The organism is Ferrimonas sediminicola (assembly GCF_005116715.1).
Classification (GTDB): Bacteria; Pseudomonadota; Gammaproteobacteria; order Enterobacterales; family Shewanellaceae; genus Ferrimonas; species Ferrimonas sediminicola.
The window spans coordinates 1-24,979 of the sequence record NZ_SWCI01000008.1 but is presented as its reverse complement, the minus strand read 5'-3'; the positions used below and the strand labels follow the sequence as shown (position 1 = coordinate 24,979).

Below are 24,979 nucleotides of genomic sequence, written 5' to 3'. Positions count from 1 at the left end.
CCATCTTTATTCACCAGTTCGACCAGCATCTCCCCCCGGGAGTGGCCCAACCACCAACACAGAATCAATGTCTGTTATACATTGATAGACATTTACACTACAAACTCAGGACACACCAGCAGCAGCCACCGACCAATCGTCAGACGGAAAAACCACAGACTTAGCACCACAATAGGGAAAGTTGCGCTTCCAATGAGTGACCGGCTGAGTTTCCGCCAGGAGAATAACAACGCGGGTGAGAGCGACTGCTTATGCAGGCTGGCGGGTAAGGCAAACCCGGCAGGAAAATGAAGATGTTTCACCAGGCAACTCCGAGGGTGTGAACCCTAATCGGACCTTGCTTGCCGCAGCGCGGGGGCTCGCCACCATCCAGGTCGAACCGGCCTGATTGCCCTGAGATCTGAAACCGGCCCAACAGCAGCGGCATCAGCATCACCGGTTGTGCTTGGGCCGGGCACCACGTTCGCGGATGGCCGCGAAGCCAGGTAATGCGCGATGAACCATAAAAAAGCGCTACCCTTGGGCAGCGCTTATCGGATAGACCCGAAGTTAGAAGGTCATGGTGACACCGGCGTAGAAGTAACGGCCGGTCACATCGTACGCCTCGGAGGCGGTGTTAATGCCGGTACCGCCATAGAGCGTGCCCTGTGGCAACAGCGGCGGCTGCTTGTCGAACAGGTTGCGTACGCCAAAGCTGCCGACCAAGCTCTCGGTGAAGTTATAGGCCAGGTTCAAGTCGTGGTAGAAGTAGCTGCCGACGCTGTTGTACTCATCGAGCGGCTCAAAGTCGGTGAAGTTAAAGTTATCACCCTCTTTGGAATCGACCACCTGATCCCAGTAGCGGATACGCCAGGCGGCAGTCAGATCGCCGTAGTCGTAGAACAGGTTCAGCACCGCCCGGTTTTCCGGGGTCAGGATCTCTCCCGCTTCGTCCACTGCATCACCGGAGAGAATGCCGGTAGTGACCAGCTCCCTGGTGTAGTTCCACACCAGATTCGCGCGGAAGTCACCACCAAACAGCTCGTGGGTATAGGTAACCTCCACATCGACACCGGAAGTATCGATGTTGTTCTCATTGGAGGTACCGGAGTTCACCTCGATGAGCGCACCGTTGCCGTCACGAATCGCCGCACCGTTACAATCGGCGGAGTTGAACTCGCTGGGATCCACATCGAAACAGCGGGAGAGCACGGTGGAGCGGCTGGTGACGTCGATGGCATCTTCGACGGAGATGTCATAGTAATCGACGGTCAGGGACAGATCCTCATAGACCTGCCAGACCGCACCGATGCTATAGGTATCGGCGGTCTCCTCTTTGACGTCCGGGTTGCCGCCAATGAAGCCACCGGTTCCCTGGACCTCGGCCTGGGTCAGGTCGAAAGAGCCGTCGGCCGCGATTCGCGCCGCAACCTCGGGAATGGCGCGACAGTTGTCGGCGATGTTGCCGGGGGTGGTGGCGTCGATGCCGTTGCAGGGGTCGGTAACGGTGGCGAAGGTCTCGCCGCGGCCCGCATAGAGATCGGAGATGTTGGGGGTACGTACCGCGGTGGCGGCAGAGGCCCGCAACATCAGGCCGTCGATGGGGGTGTACTGAATGCCGGCGTTCCAGGTGGTCTGCCCGTCCACGATGGAGTGGTCGGAGTAACGCGCCGCCAAGCTGACTTCAAGTTCATCGAACACCGGAAGCACCAGTTCACCGAAGATGTCGGTGGTATTGAAGCTGCCGTTGGTCGGCTCGGAGCGGTTGGTACTGGAGGCACCGGTTTGTGCCAGATCACCGGGGGAGTATGAGCCCTTCTCTTCACGGAACTCGACACCGGTAGACAGCATCATGTTGCCACCGGGCAGCTCGACAGGCAGCTCACCCGCCAGGTTAACCCCCAGCACAAACTGTTCGGCAACGCCGGTCGCCTTGGCAGGAACGCGGACGTAGTCGGCAGCCTCGGCGGAGATGGTGCCCTCGCCGAACATATTCAGGGGCACACAGCCGTTCAGGCGTGCCAGCTCATCCCGGCAGAGCAACTCACCGTCAATCTCAACGACATCCAGCGCCTTTGCGGCACGCTCGACGTTGACCTGGCCACCGTTGTCCTGCCACTGGTCGGTCTGTCCCCAGGTCAGGTAGGCATCGGCGGTCCACTGATCATTGATGTCCCATTGGAAGCCGGTTGCGACGCGGATGGTGTCGCGGGTCAGGTCGGTGGAGCGAGCGCCGAGTTCGACCATACGGCGGACAAAGGTCACCTCATTGAGATCGGTGATGCCGGCGGCCACCAGTTCCTGGCGTAGCAGCTCAGGAATCAGCGGCGAGTCGACACTCATGCCACCAGTCCCGTTTCTGTCCTTGAGCCAGACATCGTTTACCACATCAAAAGGCGTGGGCTCGATGGTGGAATCCTTGGTCTCGGTGCTGTTCCAGTTCAGTTCGGAGAAGAAACGAACACTATCGCTTAACTCATGGGTCAGGCCAGCCGCGGCATAACGACGCTCGAGCGGAGTGACCAGCTGACGATAGCTGGCCCGGTTAAAACGGCTGTCTGCGGTAAAGGGGGTACCGTCGGCATTGAAGCTGCCGACGCCACTGATGGTGATTCGCCCCTGGGGCGGATAGGAAGAGAACAGAGGTCCAGCGAACTCATTGCCGTTCTCATCCAGATAGATGGCCGTATCTTGAGCGGAGAAGCTGCGATCGGTGGCCTTCAGGCCATCGTCGTTGTCATAACCCAGGGACACCCAGGCGTTACCACCGGACCAGCTGCCACCGGCAGTAACGGTGATCTGTTGAGTATCGCGGTCGCCCTCGTCGGAGACACCGGCCTGAGCGTCGACTTCAAGCCCCTCAAAATCCTTACGGGTAATGATGTTCACCACACCTGCGACCGCATCGGAGCCGTACACGGCGGAGGAGGCACTCTTCAGGATGTCGATGCGCTCGATCATGGCGGCGGGAATCGCGTTCAGGTCAACCGCATAGCCGGTCGATGGATCAACACCTGAGACAAAACGGCGTCCATTCACCAGCACCAGGGTACGGGATTCACCCAGGTTTCGCAGAGAGGTGGTGTTCAAGCCAACGGTGGTCGTGGAAAAGGTGCTGTTGGACTGATCGGAACCGGCAACGGCCACCGGTGACGAATTCAAGATATCAGCGACGTTTACTGCGCCAATCGCATCAATCTCAGCACGGCCAATCACAGTGACTGGAACCGGAGTCTCCATGTCGGTCCGCTTAATGCGGGAACCGGTTACCTCGATGCGCTCTACTTCATTCTCTTCGGCCCATACGGCCGGTGCGCTGAGCGCGGCAGAGGATGCGCCGACAATTAAAGCAAACTTGACTGCTTTCGAAATTGTACTGCTCTTCATCTCATTCTCCCTTGACACATCAATGTGTTTATTGTTTTTCCGTCGCGATTCAAATCCAAAAATTTGAAACACTTCGGCAGGACAAACCCTTCAGCAACACCGATATTAATCACAGGAGCAACAGCCATGCAACCTTTCTTTCACCTCGCAACAATAGGCGCCACCTTAATAAATCTGGCTCAAGCCAATTAATGCCATATTCAAAATCAGCATTAACCGCATGAACGGATAGATACACCACAAAGAACATCAAAGACAGCACAAACCCCACGCCCAAACCGATATTACACCTTTGTTACAATCGGGAATTGTCAGAGTACCGGGATCGAATTTTGTTTACAGGAAAACACACTCCCTTTTTAACCGACCGCTTCTTTGTTACACCGACGATTCATGGCACAAAAAAAAGGCCGCCCAATCGGGCGGCCTTTTTATATTAATTCTATTAGATTACAGGTAGATACGCAGGCCGATGGCGAAAGCGTTGTCGTCGTAATCGTCACCGGTAGAGAAGCGGTACTCACCGTAAGTTTCCACGTTGCTGCTCAGCATGTAGGCAGCACCAACCAGGATATCCGCTTCATTGTACTTGCGACCCAGTTGAGCAATCTCATCCTTGGACTTGATGAAGCGGTGCATGGTGTACACGGTGGCGTTATTTTCGAAACCGTAGCTCAGCACGGACTCCAGACCTTCGGACTCACCGGTAAAGCGATAGTCTTCCTGGTTGTCACCCTGCATGTAGGCAGCGGCGGCATACAGGCCCTTGCCCCAGGTACCGTAGCTGGCGGACACGATGGTGCCATCGATGCTGTCACCATCTTCCAGCTCTACGCCGTTGGGGGTGGTGAAGGAACCATCCACATCACCGCCGTAGTAGCCGGCACCCAGGCTCACCTGGCCAACCTTGTACACCAGGCTGCCGCCGAAGCGATCGTCCAGGCCACCTTCGGCACCCTGCCACTGCAGACCCAGAGTCAGGTCACCGGCGTTGCCCAGGGAGAAAGTGTTGTGGTACTGCAGGGCCTGGTCGGCGCGGCCCATGCCGGTTTCGCCGCCGTCAACACCGTAGGAGTAGACACCCAGGTGATCGGCCCAGAAGGCGTAGGCGTAGTCGGTTACCACGGCCACGTCATAGTATACCGACCACTGCTTACCGACGGAGATACGACCGTAGTCGTCGTGGGAGATACCGATATAACCCAGACGGGTCTTGAAAGATTCGCCGCCGTTCACCATGTTGAACTGGCTTTCGATGCGGGAGTCGACTTTGTAGCCGTTGCCCATGTCACGATCAAAGCTGAAGTTGATGCGCGGCATGTTGTCATTGATCTTGGTGTCGCCAGATTTGTCATCCAGCTGGACAGTTAGGTGGCCACCCATGGTTACGGAGTTAACACCGTCGTTATACAACTCAACTGCCTGAGCTTGGGCAGCCAACAACGCCGGAACGGCAACTGCAATAAGTGACTTTTTCATCTAACCTAACCTTTATGTGTATCTGATTCTTAGTGTGTCTCCCAATCCATCGCGAGCAACATTCATCCGCTGAAGGGGTTCGAGACTATCAGGAAAGTTTCAAATCACACGGTGATCGACATCACACTTTTGCTAGGAAAAATGCATTAATTTGCACCCGAAACGCATAAATTACTTTTTAATAACCACCAGTGACTCCTCCTTATTACACCCAGGCAACAACCACCCATTAAAATAAACCCATCTGACCAGTCATCAGCTGCTCCAGGCTGGTGGGTGGATCGAGGTGGGCCAGCACCGGTTCGGCGATGGGCTCAAGCTGCTTCTCCAGATAGTGTTGGTAATCCGGGCTGAGGTCTTTCGCCTCTTCCTGGGGCACCGGCCCGCTGTGAGTCATCAAATAGGCGATCTGGCTGCCTCGCCGGTAACGTCTCTGCCCCAACACGGCATTGGCCCGCTCGGCGGCCACCACATGGGGCCCTTTGGATCGGTACTCCTGGATCTCCTGGCGCAACCGCTTGCGATACAGCAGTTGGTGATCGCACTCTCCGGCCATCAGTGCCGCCACCCGCCCCAGCACCAGCGGCACCACCGGCTTCCCTTCGAACCAATACCGGTACAGTTGCTGCTGAAACTCCCTGGCCAGCGGCGTCCAGTCGCTGCGCACCGTTTCCATCCCTTTGAACACCAGTTCGAGTCGCCCCTCCCTGCAACAGGCCCCCACGTAACGCTTCTTGGATCCGGTCTCGGCACCGCGGATGGTGGGCATGAAGAAGTGATGGAAATGGGTTTCGAACTCCAGTTCCAGTACGCTGCTTAGGCCATAGTCACGCTGCAGCGACTGACGCCAGCGCCGATTGACCATGGCCACCAGATTCCTCCCTATCTCGCCAGCCTGCAGCTCGGTCAGGTGATCGCCCACATGAACGAAAGTGGAATCGGTGTCGCCGTAGATCACCTCAAAGCCCGCCTGCTCTATCCAGGCCCGGGTGGTTTTCATAATCTCATGGCCGCGAAGGGTAATGGAGGAGGCCAGGCGGGGATCGTGAAAACGGCAGCCAGCAGCCCCCAGTACGCCGTAGAAGGAGTTCATCAGGATCTTGATCGCCTGGGACAGGGGCGCATCGTTGGCGGCCTTGGCCAGTTCGCGCTGCTGCCACAGAGACTCGATGATGGCGGGCAGACGGTGCTGAAAGCGGTGAAACTGTGCACCACGAAATCCCGGCACACAATCGCCCTCCTCGGCCTGGGCCGCCGCGACCATGCCCATGGGGTCAATCAGGAAGGTGCGGATGATGGAGGGGTAGAGGGACTTGAAGTCGAGCACCAACACGTTGCGGTAGCGCCCGGGCCTGGAATCCATCACGTAGCCACCGGGGCTGGGCGCGATGTCACTGTCGGTCAGGTCCGGCGCAATAAACCCGGCCCGGTGAAGCTCCGGCAGATAGAGGTTGGTGAAGGCCGCCACCGATCCTCCCAGCCGGTCCATCTGTAACCCGGTCAACTGGGCGCGGCGACAGGCGAAGGGCAGCAGCTGCAGTTTATCGAAGATGCGGCGAACCAGCTCGCAGTCCATCAGGTTGTAGTGGGCCAGCGCGAGCTTGTCATGGTGGAAGTTGTGTTCAATCTCCGCCATGCGATTGCCGCTGTCCTGACACGCCTTACCCTCACCCAGCAGCTCCCTGGCCACAGCGTCCAGGGCAAAGCTGTCGAACTGGTAGAACGCGGCCTTCAGCCAGTCGATGCCGTCGAGCACCACCCGGCCCTCAAGGCCATAGCCCCGCCCCGCCCCGGCGTCCTTTTGCCACAGTGGCAGGGTCGCGCCCCGTCCCAGGGTCAAGGGGATGCCATGCCGCTCGGCCCGCTTCTGCAGCAGCTTGAGGTCGAACCCCACCACGTTCCAGCCGATGATCACATCCGGGTCAAAGCGGCGGAACCACTCCAACAAGGCCAGGATCAGCGACGGCTCATCCTGGCACCACTCGATATGGGCGGGAGCCCGCTCCTGGCTGGCTCCCCGCATCAGCACCCTGGCATCGGCATCGCTGTGCAGCCCGATGGAGTAGAGTTCCCCCTCCCGGCTGCACTCGATGTCCAGGGACACCATGGTCAACTTGGGCAGGTAATCGGTGCTACGCACCTGCACCCCATCTTTTCCGCGACGCCAGGTCAGGGCCGAGGTGATGCGTCGCTCCATCAGGAAACGGTCGCAGGCGCGCACGTCTCTCTCCAGCAGCGCGATGCCCCGGCTCTGGCAGTAGGACTGCAGCTCCTGCCACAACTTGTCGGAGTAGAGGTAGACCCCAAGCTGAGGGCGGGCGCCGAAGTCTGTGGCGGCCACCGGCGCCAGTCGCCACAGGCTTTGGGGCCAGGGAGCCAGCCAGCGTCGAAGCGCCTGCGCCTGGGTTTCGCAGACAAATCCCTGGTGAGCCTGCCCCGGGATGATCAGCTTCACCGGTCCCTGGTCGGTGGCCAGCCAGTACTCCAGGGTGATGCCCTGGTCGTCGCCATACTGGTTGCGACTCAACAGCCAGCCGGTTTGATGAGTAGGTACTGTCATGGAGGCATTCTCCCCCAAATACTGGTATTCTGTACAGCTACTTCCCCCAACCCACGCACAGCATGCTCAGCGACAAGACCAAGACACTGACCCGCCAGGCCTATAACGGCATCGCCGAAGCGATCCCCAACTTCGTCCGGCGCAAGGAGCAAAACTACCTGATTGCCGAAATTGCCAAGACCCTGGCCGGCGAGTACTGCAAGGAGCGACGCATCGTGGTAGTCCAGGCCGGAACAGGCACAGGTAAGTCGCTGGCCTACTGCCTGGGCGCCATTCCCCAGGCCCTGGCCAGCGGCCGCAAGGTGTGTATTGCCACCGCCACCGTTGCCCTGCAGGAGCAGCTGGTGAACAAGGATCTCCCCCTGGTGCAGAAGCACAGCGGCCTCAACTTCCGTTTTGGCCTGGCCAAGGGGCGTCAGCGCTACGCCTGCCTCTCCAAACTGGAGCTGTTGGCCGACGAGGGGGGTGACGGCGACACTGGCCAGCAGGCGCTATGGGAAAGCAAGCCTGCCAGCGCCGACGTGGCCCTGCTTAAGCGGCTGCACCAGGCCTACCATGAGGGGAAGTGGAACGGGGAGCTGGACAGCGTGCCCGAGCCGGTCACCGACTACCTGTGGCAGCAGATCGGTTCAGACAAGCACAGCTGCAACAAGCAGCTGGCCGCCCACAGAGACTGCCCCTTCCACCGCAGCCGTGATGAGATGGACAGCTGGGACGTACTGATCGTCAACCACTCGCTGCTGCTGGCGGATCTGGAGCTGGGAGGCGGCAAGATCCTGCCTGAACCGGACGCCATGTACTACATCATCGACGAGGCCCACCACCTGCCCCAGGTGACCCGCGACTTCTCCGCCGCCAGCGCCAACATGAAGAGTACCGTGGAATGGCTGGGCAAGCTGGAGAAGGCTGCCCACAAGCTGGCCCGGGAGCTGCGTTCTGACCGGGCCACCAACCTGGCCACCGAACTGACCGAGGATATCGAGGCCCTGGGAGACGGCCTGGGGCAGATGGTGACCTTCTGTGAAGCCAACCCCAGCCTGTTCGACAACCCGGAGCTGCGACACCGCTTCGAAAATGGCGTGCTGCCCGAGGCACTGGTGACCCTGGCTACCAACCTGAAGAGCGCCAGCGGTCAGGCCTTGAAACGGCTCACCAAGTTGCAAACCATGCTGATGGAATCGATCAAGGAGGGCGACATCAAGGGCTGGCAGGCCGAGCCCATGGTGGCGGAAGTGGGCCAGCACCTGCAGCGCCTGGAGGGCCTGACTCAGTTGTGGCAGATGATGACCCGGGAGATCCCCCAGGGCAGCGCCCCCCTCGCCCGCTGGATAGAGAAGGTGGAATTCCAACAGCGCCACGATTACCACGTCAGCACCTCTCCCATCGAAATCGGCTTTATGCTGGAGGAGATGCTGTGGAGCAAGGCGGCCGGCGTCGCCCTGCTTTCCGCCACCCTGATGGCCCTGGGCAGCTTCGACCACTACCGCCATCAGGTGGGCCTGCGCAACGACGACGGTACCCGCTACGCCGCACTGCCCTCCCCCTTCGACTACCAGCAGAACGCCACCCTGTTCCTGCCGAAGGTGAGCGTCGAGCCCCAGGATGAGCGCTTCGGCGACATGCTGATCAAGACCATTCCCGACCTGCTGGAGGAGGAGACCGCCAGCCTGGTGCTGTTTACCTCCTACCGGCAGATGGAGGCGGTGGCCGACACCCTGAGGATGCACAAGAAGCTGCCGATCCTGGTGCAGGGGGAGCGCGCCCGCTCCGAGCTGATCGCCGAGCACAAGGCGCGCATCGACCGCGGCGAGAGCTCCATCCTGTTTGGGACCAGCAGTTTCTCCGAAGGACTGGATCTACCCGGGGACTATCTGACCAACCTGATCATCACCCGCTTGCCCTTCGCCGTACCCACCTCGCCGGTGGAGCAGGCCCATGCCGAGTACATCAAGTCCAAGGGCGGCAACCCCTTTTTACAGCTAGCGGTTCCCGATGCGGCCAAAAAGCTGGTACAGTCCTGCGGTCGCCTTCTTCGCAACGAAACCGACTACGGCAGAATCTCCGTGCTGGACCGACGGCTGGTAACCAAGCGTTACGGCAGTGCCCTGCTCGACTCCCTGCCCCCCTACCGCCGCCATATTGAATATTGAGATGATGGAACTGGGTCTCGACCTGATACTGCTGCTCTCCTCAGTCGCCTTTGTCGCCGGCTTTATCGACGCCGTGGCCGGAGGCGGTGGACTGCTGACCATTCCGGCGCTGCTGACTGCCGGGCTTCCCCCTCACCTGGCGCTGGGCACCAATAAGCTGGCCGCCAGCTTCGGCTCCCTGACCGCCAGCTGGGCCTTCTACCGCAAGCAGCTGTTCAACCCCAGGTTCTGGCGGGAGTCGGTGCTGGCCACCTTCATTGGCGCCGGCGCCGGCACCCTCGCGGTAGACCTGTTCTCCGCCGAGGTGCTCAACCGCATCCTGCCCCTGGTGATTGTCCTCATTGCCCTGTATACCCTGCTGTCCCCCTCTCCCAGCGATGAGCAGCGGGGCCTGCCGGTGCGCTGCCCGAAGCTGCGCACCAAGCAGTGGTTCCAGGGAGTCACCCTGGGGTTTTATGACGGTTTCGCCGGACCGGGGACCGGCGCCTTTTGGACCGTCTCCTCCATGGTGCTCTACCGGATGAACATTCTGCTCTCCTCCGGCCTGGCCCGCAGCATGAACTTTGTCAGCAATGCCACCTCCCTGGGATTCTTCATCGGTCTGGGCCATGTCCACTTCGGCATTGGCCTGGCCATGGGGGGCTGCCTGATGGCCGGCGCCTGGATCGGCGCCCACTCCGCCATCCGCTACGGCAGCCGCTTCATTCGGCCGGTGTTCATCTCTGTGGTGCTGATTATCGCCGGAAAGCTGGCGGTGGAGGCGTGGCTGTGAGTTATCGGCGCCGCAGCGACCTGCTGCAACTGCTCAGGCAGCGCCTGGAGCAACTTAAGAGCCAGGTACGCGAACATGACCACGCCCTGCCCGGCAACACTTCACAGGCCCTGGATCACCAGCAGAGATTTCACTCCGCCCTGTTCGACCACACCGGAGCGTCGCTGGCCCAGTGCCTGCAGCGGCTGGAGCAGGACCTGGCTAAACTGGATCGCCTGAGCCAGGCCAGCGACTCCGGCGACACCTTCGAGTTGGTGTGCCAGCAGTTTTCCGATCGCTACCAGGCGGTGACTCAGGCCCTGGCCACCACCGGACTGCAGGCCGCCGGTGCCCGCTTCTCCAGCCGGCGCCGAAGCGTGCCGCGGCAGGACAGCCAATACCAGTGGATTGCCCGCTCGGTGATGCAAAACAGCCACAGCGCCTACGCCGAACTGCGCAAGCACCAAAACTGGGCCGACCGCCTTCAACAAAAGATTCATGAGTTGGAACAAAAACTTGATTTGCATCAGGGGGCGGAAAAAATCAAACTACAGAATGAGATTCTGACCACACAAAAACGGCTGGGCCGGTGTCGTCAGGCCATGACCTATATTGAAGAACGCATCGCCCGCCTAGAGCAAAACGGGCAGAGATATTAAGGAGCACAGGATGAACAAAGCCTCGTTGATGGCTGCACTTATCGCCGGAGGCCTGAGCCTGAACAGCCTGGCGGCCGACCTGAACATTCCGCTGTCCATGGAGTTCATCGCCGTCAATGGTCAGGAGGTAAAGTCCAATTTCTTCAGCCATAAAGATGAAATCGAGCTGGAGAAGGGCAAGCACACTGTTGCCCTGGTCTACAAGGATCTCATCGAGGAGCCCTATGGTGACGGCCACCAGAGGGTCAACTCCGATCCCTTCCTGCTGCACATCACCATCGATGCCGATGGCGTCTACAAGCTGCGACCCCAGACCCCCATCCGGGATCTGAAACAGGCCAAGGCCTTTGCCCAGGCTCCCAAGGTCAGCGTCACCCACTCCGACGGTCACCAGGTCCAGTACAGCATCGAGATGACCAGCATCCACGAGGAGAGCATCATCGACTCCCTGACCAAGGAGTTGACTCCTGAGCAGAAGCACAAGCAGGAGGTGATCGCCGCCACCGCCCCCAAGGGCAGCGCCGCGGCTAGCGCCGACACGCCAACCGATGCCAATGAGGTACAGCTTCAGGGCGACGCCAAACTCAACCCGGAAGCGATGCTGAAGTACTGGTGGCAACAGGCCGATGAGCAGACCCGCAAGGAGTTCATGACCTGGGCCATCTCCAACATGTAACTGTGAAGGGCCTGTTGATCCTTTTCCATGAATGAGCGCCTTGGTGGCGCCCATTCTCTCAAGGCTCGGCAGGTACCCATGGGCGGGCCGTCACCCCCGCCCTCGCCTAGTATGCTCCATTGCGTCTATCACCCCATCTACTCCCAACTGATGTTGCCGCCCAGCCACGGCTTCCCCATCACCAAGTACCGTCACCTGTACGACTACCTGACCGGCACACTGCCCCCTGAGCAGCTCCGCTGGCACCGGCCCGACAGGCTCAACCCGGGGCAGCTGACACGCTGTCACTGCGACAACTACACCAGCGCCTTCCTGGAGAACCGACTCGATGCCCGGGCGATACGGCGCATCGGTTTTCCCTGGAGCCAGGCCCTGGTGGCACGCACCCTGACCTCGGTATCCGGCACCAGCCTGACCGCCCGCCTGGCCCTGAAGCATGGACTGGCTCTGCACCTCTCCGGCGGCTATCACCACGCCCACTTCGATTTTGGCAGCGGCTACTGCGTCTTCAATGATCTGGTACTGGCCGCCGAAGAGGCCCTGACTCAGCCGGGCGTCGATCGGGTACTGATCTTCGATCTGGATGTCCACCAGGGGGACGGTACCGCCGCCCTGTGTGCCGACCGCCCCCAGATCATCAGCTGTTCGGTGCACTGTGAGTCCAACTTTCCCAGCCGCAAGCCGCCCTCGAACATGGACTTTCCCCTGGAGAAGGGTGTGGGGGATGCCGTCTACTTGCAGACAGTGGAGCAGGCGCTAACCCTGGCCCTCAGGTTGCATCAACCGGACCTGGTGATCTTCGATGCCGGGGTGGACGTCCACCAAGGCGATCGCCTCGGACACCTTTGCATCAGCGATGACGGATTACGCCAGCGGGAACAGCTGGTACTATCAACCTGTCGGGACCACGCCATACCACTGGCCTGTGTCATCGGCGGCGGTTACGACCGCGATCCCGACAGCCTGACCCGGCGACACGGACAGCTGTTCCATGCCGCCTTCACTCTGGGATAGAGGAGCCTGACTCATGGACGCCGAAATCAGAAATTACTATGAAATCCTGCTGGAGCAGACGGTTGCCGAACGCAAACTCGGTGAACAGCTTGGTGCCGATCCGCTGGCGGATCTCTACTGCCTGACCCTCAACCAGCTGCCCTGCCGCTACTTCCGCCACCGGGTTGATCTCAGTGCCTACGCCTCTACCGACGAGCTTATCGCCATGCAGAAGAATGTGGACCAGGCGCTGGAGCGGGCCCTGGAGTACATTGCACATCACCCCCGCAAGGATTGAGCTACTGCCGCTGCTGTCGCTGCTGCTGTCGGTCGCGGTCCAGTCCACCCCCATCGGCGGGTTTACCGCCCACTACCTGGCCAGCAGCCAGGGGGTGCCCTGCGGCCAGGGATTCCAGAGCCTCAGCCATGACCGGGAGGGGGTGACACTGGAGAGCCAGGGCGATTTCTGTCTGCTGGGTGAGGCCCACAACCTGACGCGGCTGCGCTGGCAGGAGGATCGCTGGTATACCCAGGGCTTCACCACCGAGGTCGCCGGCTGGTTTCCCGCCCTCTACCGGGGGGAGGCCGATAACCAGGGCCTGATAAGGGTATTTCAGCAGGGGGAGGCGGTCCACTACCCCGACGGCATGGAGCCCGCCATCCAGGGCGCTGCCACCCTGCTGCAGAATCTGCCGCTGCTGGCCCAGTCCGGCCAGGATGTGGTCACCAGCTACACCTGGGGAGCGGAAACCCGCCACTACCGGTTCGAGAATCTGGGCAAGGCCACCCTGTCGCTGATGGGCGCCCCCTACACGGCGCTGCACCTGCGCCAGAGTCACCCCGAAAAATCCCGGGTGGCCGATTTCTGGTTTGCCCCTGATCTGGGCAACCAGCTGGTGCGCCTGGAGGTTCGCCGACTGGGGTTCCTGGTGCTGGAGGTGGAGATGCAACACTATCAGCCGGCATCAGATGCCGGGGTGCCCTAGGGGGGAGGCGGCCTCCCCCCTTCCATGGCGCAACCTCAACCTATGGCGCCAGGGTCGCCAACGCCTGAATCTCGTCGGCGCTGAGGGCCCGGTTGTAGAGTCGCACCTCATCCAGGGTGCCGCGGAAGAACTCCGACACGCCCTGTACCCCGCCCAGAACCAGGTCGCCGGCACCGTCGGCGTGCTGGGCCACCCCGTTGGCCACCAGGGTACCGTTGAGGTAGAGGCTGCGGCTGCCTGCCGCGCCATCCTGGATCAGGGTCAGCTGCTGCCACCCTCCCTCGGCCAGCGGCCCCTTGAGGTTGGTTGGCCCGCCGAAGATCCAGCGATCGTAGGAGGCCACCCACAGGCCGTACCAAGGGGAGTCGTCCCTGGACTTGGTCACCACCCCAGCCCAGCCGCCCTGATCGCCGTCCAGGTTGACCCAGGCCGACAGCGAGAAGCTAGCGCCGCTGGCAAAGGCCAGTTGCGGCTGATGGCTAATACTCACCAGATCATCGATCCCATCGAAGTAGAGGCCGCTGCCCGCCCAGCCCGGAGCCCAAAGCGCCCCGGAGATGCTGCCCACCAGGCCGGAGCCGGAGGCATCCAACAGCTGACTGCCGCCGCCCTCATCCATGGGCCAGTACCCCACCAGGCCGGCTCTGGGCAGGCCATCGCCCGGCAGATCCAGGTTAAACTGGGCAGAGCTGACGCTGCTGCTGACGCCGTCCAGTATGGCCACCGCCTTCAGGGTCAGGCTCTGACTGATCAGCAGCGGTGCCTCATAGCGGCTGGAACCGGCCCCGGGGGTGGAGCCATCCAGGGTGAAGTGGATCGCCGCGCCGGCGTCGGCGCTCAGGGTCACGGTCACGTCACTGGTGAAGTCACCGCCGGGAGGATCGATCTGAACTGGGCTGACAATAGCAGGATCACTCCAGTTGACCGTCACCTGATCCGATGCCTCCGGATTGAGCAGAGCCTGATGGTTGGCGTCCACCAGCCACACCCTCATCACATGCTCCCCGACCGAACCCGGACCGAAATCATAGCTGGTCAGCGAGGTATCGTGCAGGGGCACATAGGGAGCATCGTCCAGCTGCACATGGATGTGGTCGAATGCGGCCTGATCCCCCGAGGTCTGCCACTGCAGCACCAGATTGCCCGTCACTTGGGCCCCTGACACCGGCGCGGTGATGGTCACGGTGGGCGGCAGGTAGGGCACTATGGTCAGTTGCACCTGGGCGAGGTTGCTCAGGTTGCCCTGGCTGTCCGCCACCCGGTAGCTGAAGCTGTCGCTGCTGGTGGCACTGCCATCATGCTGGTAGACCGCCTCGCCGGTGACCGGGTCTATCTGCAGAGTGCCGTCGCCAGGCGCACTCATCAGCTCCACCGATGCGGCGTCCAATCCCAGGGTGGCGCTGTCGTTTGCCAGCAGGTCGATGCTGACCGATCCGCCCTGGTCCACCGTGGCGTTGTCATCTACCGCCACCACACTCAGGGCGCCCGGATCCAGGTTATAGAGGCCGGTCACGTCGGCGGCACCGAGGGCCCGCCGGTAGAGGCGCACCTCATCGAGGATGCCGCTGAAGTGCTCGCTGACCCCCAGGGCAGCCCCAAACACCAGGTCCCCGACACCACTGGCCTCCTGGGCACTGCCCTGGGCATTGAGCACCCCATCGAGGTAAAGCAGACGACTGCCACCGGTTTGCACCAGCACCAGATGATGCCAGCCGGCGCTGATCTTGCTGCCACTGATGTTTTGCGGCCCGCCGGAGGTCCACCGACGATTGCTGGCCACCCAGATGCCATACCAGGGCGCCTGATCCCTGGACTTGGTGACCACACCGGCCCAGCCGGGCTGGCTGCCTACCCCCTGGGCCCAGAAGGCCAGGGTAAAGTCATCGCCGCTGCCGAAGGCCAAGGCGGCGTCGTGGGGGATCTGCACCAGGTCATCGAGCCCATCGAAACTCAACCCCTGGCCGAAGCGACCCGGTACCACCTGGGCGCCGAGGATCTGGCCATGATGCTGATTGCCCGAGCTGTCCAGGGCGGTCTGGGCGGATCCGGAATCCATGGCCCAGTACCCCACCAGAGTGGGATCGCCACCGCTCTGGTCCAATACGGTCACACTCACCCAATCGCTGGCCTCCGGGTTGGCCAGGGGCAGGTGCTCCGGGGTGACCAACCAGACCTCGATGCTATGCTCCCCGGCTTCCACCGCCCCGAAGTCATAGCTGGTGAGGCTGGTGTTGTGCAGGGTGACATGGGGATTGTCGTCCAGGCGCACATGAATGTGGTCGTACTGGCTGTCGTCCCCAGACAGCCGCCACTGAACCACCAGGTTGCCGCTGACCTGCGCCCCACTCTGGGGAGCGGTGATCGCCACCGTCGGCGGCACGTAAGCCTGGACACCGATGGTGACCGCCGTGGCCGCCGACCAGGCACCGGCGTAGTCCCTGACGCGGTAGCTGAAACCATCGCCGAGGCCGCTGCCGTTGTGACTGTAGCTGATCACCCCGTCGCCACTGCCGATGGCGGTGATGGTGCCCTGATCCGGTGATACCACCACCTCGACACTGGCGGGGTCCAATCCTGCCAGGGCATGGTCATTGGCCAGCACGTCGATGTCGACGCTGGCACCGCTGACGATCTGCACCGAGTCCGGCAGAGTCACGGGACCGGCCGCCGGCGGCGGGGCCGTCGCCAGCACCCCCACCTCTTCCGCCGTCAGGGGGCGGTCATAGAGGCGAATCTCGTCCAGGACGCCGTCGAAAAACTCCTCGATGCCGGCGGCGCCGCCAAACCAGAGGTCCCCCCCGCCCTCACCAAACTGGGCGTCCAGGGTGCCCGCCAGGAGCCCGTCCACGTAGAGCCAGCGCGAATCCAGCAAGGCGTCCTGCACCAGGGCCAGGTGATGCCAGCCCCCACTGATGGGTCCGTCGAAGATGGCGTTGGGCCCCCCCGCGGCCCAGGCATCCCAGCTGGTGATCCACAGCCCATACCAGGGCGCCTGATCCCTGGACTTGGTGACCAGCCCGGCCCAGCCGCCCTGGCCGCCGTCGGGCTGCACCCAGGCTGTGAGGGAGAAGCTTTGGAACAGGGTAAAGGCAAGCTGGCTGCTATGGGGAACCACCACATGGTCATCCACCCCGTCGAAGCGCAGGCCGCCGTCATCCCAGCCGCTGGTCCAGGTGGCCCCGCTGAGCTGGCCGTCATGACCATTGCCTGAGGCGTCGCCGATCAGGGTGCCTCCCCCCTCGTTCAGCGGCCAGTAGCCCACCAGGCCGTCCACGGGGAAGGTGGGACCGCCGGACAACAGCTGATAGCCTTCGGTCACTACCGAAGAGGGCACGTAGCCATCGCGGTAGGCCCACACCTTGAGGGTGGCGCTCTGCTCGAGGCTTAGGCTGCCGTCGCTCACCGCCGAATCGAAATCCGGATCGCGACCATCCAGGGTGTAATAGAGGGTGGCCCCGCCGGTGGCGGAACTTAGGGTCAGCTCAAGGGGCGCCGGGTACTCCCCTGCCCCAGGGGTCACCACCGGGGTCGCCACCACCGGGGTGCTGCCGTCGAGGACGATGGCGATCGTCACGTTGGCGGGATCGGACGCGAATCCGTCGACATCGGAGATGCGGTACTGGAAGCTGACGCTGCCGGAGGTGACGATGGCGGGCCGGTACTGCACCCGGCCGGTCCCGGGAAGCACCGTCAACTGGCCGCTGGCCGGCTGGCTGAGCAGCGTCAGGCTGCCGGGATTGAGGCCGGTATCGTCGGAGTCATTGGCCAGCAGATCCAGCTCCACGGAGCCCCCCACCGGCACGCTGGCGCTGTCGTCGTTGGCCACCGGTGGCGAGACGCCGCCGCAATCCGGGTAGAGGGTGGACACCGCGGTGGTCGCCAGCCCGTGGGCATCGGTCACCGTCAGATGGACTCGGTAGAAATAGGTCTCGCCATCGCACCCGGCCGGGGCGATCTGCACCTGGCTGCTGCAGTTGTTGTCCACCGGGTCTTCATGGGTATGGTTGTTGTGGTGCAGGACCGTCTGCCAGGCGCAGCTGAGCTCTCCGCTGCCGTGCTCGGCATCGGTGATCTGCGCCGTCAGATCATAGGTGGTGTCTCCGGAGAGCGGGTAGAGGGTGCCGTCCGCCGGCGAGGTGATGGTCACCTGGGGCGGGGTGTTGTTCAGGCTGACCAGGAGGGTAGCGCTGTCACTCTGGGGCGGCGAGCCGTCATCGGTCACCGTCAGGGTGGCGGTGTAATTGGCTGGACCACTGCCCGACGCCCGGTATTCATGGGTGGGCGAGGGGCCGCTGTCACTGGCGCCGTCGCCGAACTGCCAGTCGAAGCTGAGGGTGCCGTTCTCGGGATCCGAGGAGCCCGCCGAGGAGAACTGCACCGTCAGGGGGCTGGGGCCGAAGATGGGGTCGGCAGAGGCCACCGCCGCCGGCACCCGGTTGCCGCCGGGGGCATAGCTGACCCGGTAGATAAAGCTGGCCCAGCTGATGTAGTAGAGCCGCCCGTCCGCCGGGTGGGTGGCGATGAACACCACCCCGCCGCCATCGCTGGCGAAGGGAACGACCCGGGTGACCCGGTCATCACTGCTCATCTGAAAATTTCGGATCCACTGGCCACCATAATCCCCGTGGAAATAGGTGTTGTGGTAGGACTCGGGAAACTCACCGCCCAGATACCAGGTCCCGCCGGTGGAGGCGTTACCAGCGAAGGGGGTGCCCTGGGTCAGCACCTCGGAGGTGCCAGGTATCGGCTGGCCGATACCCACGGCGACCGCGTCACCATTGCCGTCAAACGCCGGGTAACGGGTGTCGGGATCGATGTGGAACCAGTCCAGGGTCGGCCGCCGGTGCTCAAACACCGGCACCGAGGTGATCTCACCTTGACCGCAGGGGTTGGGAAAGCTGAGAGGCTGCTGGGACTCCTGGACGATCAGGTCGGTGAATTTGACGTCGCAGCCCAGGGCGGCCGATGCCGCCTCACTGTTGGGGGCAGCATAGAAGTATCCGCTCTGAATGGTCATCCCTTCGAACACGGGCCAGCCGAAGTTGATGGCCGGTCCGTCCACCACCACAAACTCCTCCCAGCGACTGAGCCCCACGTCGCCGACGTAGAGCACGCCGGGATCCGCATCGGCGGAATTGTGGCTGCCGGTACCGGGTTTGAGGGTCATCCGGTAGGGGTTGCGCAACCCCAGCGCCCACACCCGGGATGCAGGCGAACGCGGCGCCGCGCCGTCGTAATAGGGGTTGGACGCCACCCCATCGCCGCTGGCGGGATCGATGCGCAGAATCTTACCGTTGTGAGAGTTCACCATCTGGGCACGGTACGCCCCCACGTTCTCATCCGGCCTCAGGATGCCCTCTGCCAGGGCATCCAGGTAGGCACTCTCTTCGGCACTGCCCACATCGGTGGAGGCATAGCTGGCCCCGTCACCGAAAGCCACCAACAGGGTGCCGTCGGTGCCGAACACCAGTTGGCCGATGCCGTGGGTCTGGTGGGTCATCGCCATGCCGGTGGAGGGAGACTCGCCGATCAGCACCTTTCGGCTGTCGTAGTCGACCGACACGGCGTTGCTGAAGTCCGGGGCGCCCTGGGGGCGGATGGCGGTATAGCGCACCACCCGGCCAATGGTGGCCTGGGTTTGCAGCACGGTGTAGTTGGGATCGTAGTTCTGGTCACAGATGGGCGCCCCCACCCCGGCGTCCGGCTCGACGCAGTGCAACAGGTGGTGTCGATCGACGATGTAGCCGATGTAGACATAGCCGTTCTGCTCGAACAGGGGATCCAGGGCAAATCCCAGCAACCCATGATCCCGCCAGGCCAACACCTCGTCGGCGATGTCGAGGAAGGGCGTGGCCACCGGGTTGGCCTCATCGATAATCCAGACACGACCTTCGCGTTCCCAGGCGTAGATACGATCGCCGGCCTCGGAGAAGGCCAGCCCCACGACACCTGACCACCCTTGGCCGTCCGGCCGGGAGAGCGCCTCTTCCGTAAAATTTGGATCATCAAACAGTGCGGGCAGGGCCATCATTGGCCAAGCCCCCAAAACCAGGAGTAACAGAATAGACGTCAAGCGCTTAACCATAGCCTTCACCCGCTATCACCTCGGGACAGCGACCCCGAATTATTCACAGAATCCACATGGTCTTGCTGAACCAAATTGCATTGAGTGTAGTCGAGGCTATTGGGGCATTTGCTGAAAAATCCCCCTGTATACAAGTCAGTTCCGCCAAGGCATCGCAGGCAATCCTGGATAACTGATTGAAGCGTGGGAACAACACCAGACAACTGGGGTTCGATTCTCGGGGCGGAAAAATCCTCCCGTGTGGTGGAGAGGCTAACCGATAAGAAAACAACGGGAAAATTGCAGGCAACCACCAGGCAACTGCAGACAACAGCGAGAGCTGAGCCGATGGCGGACCATGTGTGGCGGAATGGGGTACCCCGCCGACTCTATTGGGCAGGACGAGTCAACCTCCGCCTGATAAGGCGCCGACGAGCGCCGATTAAAGATGCAACGGAGTCGCTGCCAATGGATGTCCGACTATCCCTAGCCGGATCATCCTCACCCAGTCCGGCTGGTTAGCCGCCGATGGGGGTGCCGATCATCCCAACCGAGGCGATGGCTACGAACAGAACGATAAGAACAGATAACTCTTTAAATACTGATTTCATCCATCTCCTCCTTGTGCCCCTCTCTGGGGCGGGTTTAGGTTTGCTCTGATAAACACCATTATGACTAAAAAAAATCTATAATCAAATCATTGAAGTGAATGTCAACATAATTACATTCTCCAAGCATGAGGCGAATCTGCACCAAAGTAGGTCATTAACCAACAAAATTGGCCATTCCGTCCCGAAAACAAGCTTGAACGACCCATACTTTTACGACAGATTAGTAATCATACAACATCCTCCAACCCCAATAATGATGGGCACGCAGGGACACCACCATCACAAAAGAGTCGAAAAACGGAACATTTTAAGAGCCGACAGCAACAAGGTTGAAAAAGCCGAGATTATGACAGGTTTCCCTGATGCGTCATGAACCCGGGTCACCCCTTTTTACCCCATTCTCCAAGGCGACATTTATGTGCTAACTCTTTAAAAGTAAAGAGGATATATATTGTTCACCCATCGCTGTACCGCTGACTCCCGGACCGAGAGCCAACTACCGCCAGCCAGGTTCCGATCGAAAGGTGAATCACACCCGCACCGTCGAGGCTGCAACAAGCCAGTGAGTCAGACATGGAGCGGCGCTCCTGACGCCGGAGCATCGTTTGTCAGGGTTGATGCAACCCTGACATCTCCCCAGGACGCCTCCTCAGGGAATCGGCCAACTACCGAAACAATGTCAACAAAGGTTACACCTCAAATGTTTTTAGATCAAGCCCTGCTCAAGCAACAGCCTCAAAGCATCCTCTGCCGCAGCCTCAGTGAGATAGTTCAGATTTTCTCATCAACACAAAGCCACAGGATTGATTTGACATCAACTCTATTCATCATGATGTGAGACAGGACCTAGGGCCACAAGAAGGGTAGAGCATGTACCGGGTATCAGGAGAACACCCCGGCAGCGACGGGACCGGCTAAGCGGAAGCGCACCTTAGCGAAAACAGATGGGGGACTATAGACTGTATAAAGACGCCATTAGCCAACGACAAGCTTGCCTCGATACATCTGCATCTGGCAGTGAAAATCGTACTCCCCTGCTTCCAATGGCGGTATTTCAACAGTGGTACTCTTATCGACGGCCAAAGATTTGGCCAATTCAAGACCCGGAAACTGAACCACTTCGGCACATGGAGACTCATCTTTGCGCAGGAAGCGAAGAGTTATCGCCTTCCCTGCCGGTAACTGGATCTGCGCCGGTAGGTAAACACCATTTTCTACCACGATAGTTATCGGCTCATCGCCACCAGCCTTAACCTGTGTCGGCTTATACAGCCAGAACCACCACACAATCAGGCCGATTAATGCAACACCAACAAGGTTAATAATTGCCACGCGCTCCCCCCCTTCTCTAGTGTTCCTGAGCCTTGAACCAGCGCAATCGATTGGCGTTGGAGACCACCGTAACCGATGAAAACGCCATGGCGGCACCAGCAATTACGGGGTTCAGCAGAACCCCAAAAAACGGAAACAGTACACCGGCAGCAATGGGCACTCCGGCAACGTTATAGATAAAGGCGCCAAACAAGTTTTGCTTGATGTTTTGAAGGGTCGCCCGACTAACCGCGATGGCGTCCGCGAGGCCATGTAATGAACCCCGCATCAAGGTGACGTCTGCACTTTCTATTGCCACATCAGTTCCGGTTCCAATGGCAAAGCCAACATTTGCCAGGGCCAGTGCAGGCGCATCGTTAATGCCATCTCCCACCATGCCAACCACTTCTCCGGCAGATTGCAGCTCCTGTACTTTTTTTGCCTTGTCATCTGGAAGTACTTCGGAAAAATACTCAGTGATTCCCACTTTCCCAGCCACCGCCCTGGCAGTATCCCGGTTATCTCCTGTAAGCATCACCACTCTGACCCCGCTCTGCTGCATACGCTCAATGGCCTTAATCGAATCCTCCTTGATTGGATCGGCAACGGCAATAATCGCCACCAACCTGCCATTTACAGCAAAGTACATCGGCGTCTTGGCGTCAGCCGCCAGCGACTGGGCTTGCTCAACATACTCCTCCACATCAATGTTCCGCTGACCCATCAACTTTTCATTGCCAAACAACAGCGCCTGTCCATTGACTTGGGCCTCAACTCCTTGACCAGCGACCGCATTAAACGCATCGGCTTTACCCGGCTTTATCCCCCGCTCCAGTGCAGATTCGACGATGGCCTCAGCCAGCGGATGCTCAGAACCGGACTCAATAGTGGCAGCCAGCTGCATCACCTCAAGTTCGTTGCTGCCATTGGCGACAATTACATCCGTAACTTTGGGCGTCCCCAGGGTAATGGTGCCGGTTTTATCCAATATCATGGCGCTGATCTTGGAAGCCGTTTGCAAAGCCTCGCCATTGCGAATCAACACCCCCGCTTCCGCAGCCTTGCCTACCCCAACAATCACCGAGATTGGCGTCGCTAGCCCCAGCGCGCACGGGCAGGCAATGATCAACACCGTAGTCGCCGATACGACGGCAAAGGCGACGGTAGGCTCTGGCCCAAAATTCAGCCATACCAGAGCGCTGACCACAGCGATGATCATAATTACCGGAACAAAAAACCCAGAAATCACATCGGCCAATCGGCCAATCGGCGGCTTGGAGTTTTGTGCTCGCTTCACCATGTTGATAATCTGCGCCAACGCGGTGTCCGCCCCAACCCGGCTGGCTTGAAACAGGATGGTACCGGTTTTATTTAGGGTTCCCGCCACCACCTCATCGCCCTCGCACTTTTCAACAGGCATGGGCTCTCCGGTCAGCATCGACTCATCGATCGAGGTATGGCCATCAGTTACGATGCCGTCAACCGGCAGTTTTTCGCCCGGACGCACGCGAACGGTATCACCCACCAACACCTGCTCAATCAGCACGTCCAGCTCTCTATCCTCTCGAATCACCCGAGCAGTTTTTGCTTGTAAACCAATCAATCGCCTAATCGCTTCAGAGGTACGTCCACGCGCCCTCACCTCCAGCGCCAACCCAAGGTTGATCAAGCCAATGATCATCGCCGTTGCCTCAAAATACACATGCCTTGCCATTTCCGGCAACAGATCAGGCACCGCCACGACAACCACGGAATAAATCCAGGCCGTGCCCGTACCCAGCGCAATCAGGGTATCCATGGTTGCCGAATGATTTTTGAACGACTGCCAGGCACCAACATAGAAGTGTTTGCCGGAGAACACCATAACGGCCAGGGTCAAGAGACCTATTAGCGCCCAAACCAGACGCTCTGTGCCAGTCTCTACGGTCATCTCCCCGCCCAAAACGCCGTAAATCATCAGTGGAACTCCAAGGGAGAGAGCCATTGCCATCTCTCTCATCAGGCGTTTGTAGTAGGTTTTGTCTGCTTGCTCCCGCTCATCCGTCGCATCAATCTCCCCTACCTTTGAGAGGGGCTTGGCACTGTAACCCGCCTGCTCAACAGCATTGATAAGAGCATCAACGGTGACACTCCCACTAACCATCACCGTGCGCATGGCGAAATTCATTTCGGCATGATTTACCCCAGGCACTTTGGCCAAAGCCGACTCGATCTTATCCACACAGCTGGCGCAACTGGCACCATCCACAACAAGTTCAATCGGCTCAGTTCTGCTTGCCTTAGGGCCCGGTCTATCTTGTGATTCCTGTCCTGATATTACCTTCATACTAAGAACTCTCCGGGATAGTGCCATTTTCATTACAAAAGCGGGTATAGACAAAGGTCACGCATCTGACTCCGCAGGCCTCTCCCGGGAACGGACGGCGCCTTGGAGAGAGCCACAGTAGACATGGGCACTTTACCCTGACAATTTCAGCAGAATTAGCACCAAAGAACCAACAACCGCCTGCCGGGTGACGTTTCTCATACCTGGCCTCCGTCAGCTCGATTCATCCTCACTATAGACCCTACCCTAACTGTATGGTCAATGAGACTCTGGGCAGTCCAGGTCCGGCTTATCCGTGAATAGCCTCTCGCCTACAACGAGTACGAAGGGATTGCTTGAGGTCTCTCTGGCCTACCTGAGAACGGAGGTCTTTAGGAACGACCACACGGGCATACCAGATGCCATGTCTGGACTAGAACAGATAGGGTGCTGAGTGCGATTTAGAAGTGTTTGAAAAGCCCAAAGTGTCTCACCGAGTGTCTCACTACGGTCGTCGACAAATAGATTTCTATGGAATTCAGGGATTTTGTCGCTTAAACCATAAGCCTGCATAACCAGAAGACAAATATCAATAACTTACAGGTAAAGCTGAAGCATAAGGTTACATGAAAATAAAGCATAAAGCTGCATAGTATATCTAACCTTAAATTCCCATCGTGTAAATTTACACCACAACAATCTAATACCACTCACATATGAAGCTACGATTTATGTGTCCAACGCCAGCAGAGTGATCACATCAAACCAGTAGAAGCGATCAGTTTCACCAGCACCGCTAGAAGGCAAATAGCGCCGCCGGCTTGCTTGTAAGGTACGTCAAATGCGTATTCTGCTTGGCTTGAACTCGTGCTGGTCAAACGCTTCAACAACGGTTAAAGTTTGATCTTCCGACTCACTCAAGGTGCAATTTTGTGTCCGATTGAATAGCCCCTATTTTCCTAGACACCCGATTGGTTAGAAAAATACTGGGCCTCGAACTCTACCGGTGACAAGCCATCATTGGAACCATGTCGGCGCTTCGAATTGTAAAACATCTCGATGTAGTCG

Annotated in this window: 15 protein-coding genes; 7 read left to right on the top strand and 8 right to left on the bottom strand. The window is 59.9% G+C overall.

What is annotated here, in order from left to right; genetic code table 11:
- Positions 1-549: 549 nt before the first annotated feature.
- The 3 genes from FCL40_RS12825 to FCL40_RS12815 form a co-directional block, all read right to left on the bottom strand.
- The gene (locus FCL40_RS12825) at positions 550-3,366 is read right to left on the bottom strand and encodes a TonB-dependent receptor (RefSeq protein ID WP_136853699.1); all 2,817 of its coding nucleotides are present in this window, start codon (positions 3,364-3,366) and stop codon (positions 550-552) included.
- A gap of 450 nt (positions 3,367-3,816) precedes the next feature.
- Positions 3,817-4,845, bottom strand: coding sequence for a porin (locus FCL40_RS12820; RefSeq protein ID WP_136853698.1), 1,029 nt, complete (start codon positions 4,843-4,845; stop codon positions 3,817-3,819).
- 229 nt (positions 4,846-5,074) lie between these two features.
- On the bottom strand, positions 5,075-7,405 hold the full coding sequence (locus FCL40_RS12815; RefSeq protein ID WP_136853697.1) for a DNA polymerase II: 2,331 nt from the start codon (positions 7,403-7,405) through the stop codon (positions 5,075-5,077).
- A gap of 62 nt (positions 7,406-7,467) precedes the next feature.
- Here FCL40_RS12815 and dinG point away from each other — a divergent pair, with 62 nt between their 5' ends.
- The 7 genes from dinG to FCL40_RS12780 all read left to right on the top strand — a co-directional run bounded on the left by dinG (position 7,468) and on the right by FCL40_RS12780 (position 13,620).
- Positions 7,468-9,555 carry an ATP-dependent DNA helicase DinG gene (gene dinG / locus FCL40_RS12810; RefSeq protein ID WP_136853696.1) on the top strand — a complete coding sequence of 696 codons (2,088 nt, stop codon included), beginning with the start codon at positions 7,468-7,470 and terminating at the stop codon, positions 9,553-9,555.
- Position 9,556: 1 nt separating this feature from the next.
- Complete coding sequence (locus FCL40_RS12805; protein ID WP_136853695.1) at positions 9,557-10,327, top strand: TSUP family transporter; 771 nt, start codon at positions 9,557-9,559, stop codon at positions 10,325-10,327.
- Positions 10,324-10,965 (top strand): primosomal replication protein, encoded by a 642-nt coding sequence (locus FCL40_RS12800; protein WP_169307116.1) that lies wholly within the window; start codon positions 10,324-10,326, stop codon positions 10,963-10,965. The genes FCL40_RS12805 and FCL40_RS12800 overlap by 4 nt, the downstream gene beginning before the upstream one ends.
- Positions 10,966-10,975: 10 nt before the next feature.
- Positions 10,976-11,641: a YccT family protein gene (locus tag FCL40_RS12795; protein WP_136853693.1), complete on the top strand. Its 666-nt coding sequence runs from the start codon at positions 10,976-10,978 to the stop codon at positions 11,639-11,641.
- Between the two features lie 111 nt (positions 11,642-11,752).
- Positions 11,753-12,655 (top strand): histone deacetylase family protein, encoded by a 903-nt coding sequence (locus FCL40_RS12790; protein ID WP_136853812.1) that lies wholly within the window; start codon positions 11,753-11,755, stop codon positions 12,653-12,655.
- A 13-nt stretch (positions 12,656-12,668) separates the two neighbouring features.
- A complete protein-coding gene (locus FCL40_RS12785; protein ID WP_136853692.1) occupies positions 12,669-12,932 on the top strand; it encodes a late competence development ComFB family protein in 264 nt (87 codons plus the stop codon).
- On the top strand, positions 12,907-13,620 hold the full coding sequence (locus tag FCL40_RS12780) for a hypothetical protein (protein ID WP_136853691.1): 714 nt from the start codon (positions 12,907-12,909) through the stop codon (positions 13,618-13,620). Before FCL40_RS12785 ends, FCL40_RS12780 begins: the two co-directional genes overlap by 26 nt.
- A gap of 40 nt (positions 13,621-13,660) precedes the next feature.
- Here the strand turns inward: FCL40_RS12780 and FCL40_RS12775 are convergent, their stop codons facing one another.
- From FCL40_RS12775 to FCL40_RS12760, 5 genes are all read right to left on the bottom strand, one after another.
- Positions 13,661-19,651: a LamG-like jellyroll fold domain-containing protein gene (locus FCL40_RS12775; protein ID WP_169307115.1), complete on the bottom strand. Its 5,991-nt coding sequence runs from the start codon at positions 19,649-19,651 to the stop codon at positions 13,661-13,663.
- A 1,619-nt stretch (positions 19,652-21,270) separates the two neighbouring features.
- Complete coding sequence (locus FCL40_RS12770) at positions 21,271-21,627, bottom strand: cupredoxin domain-containing protein (protein ID WP_136853689.1); 357 nt, start codon at positions 21,625-21,627, stop codon at positions 21,271-21,273.
- Between the two features lie 16 nt (positions 21,628-21,643).
- A complete protein-coding gene (locus FCL40_RS12765; RefSeq protein WP_136853688.1) occupies positions 21,644-23,932 on the bottom strand; it encodes a heavy metal translocating P-type ATPase in 2,289 nt (762 codons plus the stop codon).
- Positions 23,933-24,221: 289 nt separating this feature from the next.
- A complete protein-coding gene (locus tag FCL40_RS18915; RefSeq protein WP_407644151.1) occupies positions 24,222-24,332 on the bottom strand; it encodes a DUF6538 domain-containing protein in 111 nt (36 codons plus the stop codon).
- 538 nt (positions 24,333-24,870) lie between these two features.
- Positions 24,871-24,979, bottom strand: a 109-nt coding sequence (locus tag FCL40_RS12760) for an IS3 family transposase (RefSeq protein WP_136850104.1), incomplete at its 5' end; no start/stop codon positions are given.

Bases quoted from the DNA above. Each gene is read 5' to 3' on its own strand.
- FCL40_RS12795 (WP_136853693.1), top strand. From the start codon at position 10,976: ATGAACAAAGCCTCGTTGATGGCTGCACTTATCGCCGGAGGCCTGAGC.
- dinG (WP_136853696.1), top strand. From the start codon at position 7,468: ATGCTCAGCGACAAGACCAAGACACTGACCCGCCAGGCCTATAACGGC.
- FCL40_RS12765 (WP_136853688.1), bottom strand. From the start codon at position 23,932: ATGAAGGTAATATCAGGACAGGAATCACAAGATAGACCGGGCCCTAAG.
- FCL40_RS12820 (WP_136853698.1), bottom strand. From the start codon at position 4,845: ATGAAAAAGTCACTTATTGCAGTTGCCGTTCCGGCGTTGTTGGCTGCC.
- FCL40_RS12825 (WP_136853699.1), bottom strand. From the start codon at position 3,366: ATGAAGAGCAGTACAATTTCGAAAGCAGTCAAGTTTGCTTTAATTGTC.
- FCL40_RS12805 (WP_136853695.1), top strand. From the start codon at position 9,557: ATGATGGAACTGGGTCTCGACCTGATACTGCTGCTCTCCTCAGTCGCC.
- FCL40_RS12815 (WP_136853697.1), bottom strand. From the start codon at position 7,405: ATGACAGTACCTACTCATCAAACCGGCTGGCTGTTGAGTCGCAACCAG.
- FCL40_RS12775 (WP_169307115.1), bottom strand. From the start codon at position 19,651: ATGATGGCCCTGCCCGCACTGTTTGATGATCCAAATTTTACGGAAGAG.
- FCL40_RS12790 (WP_136853812.1), top strand. From the start codon at position 11,753: ATGCTCCATTGCGTCTATCACCCCATCTACTCCCAACTGATGTTGCCG.
- FCL40_RS12785 (WP_136853692.1), top strand. From the start codon at position 12,669: ATGGACGCCGAAATCAGAAATTACTATGAAATCCTGCTGGAGCAGACG.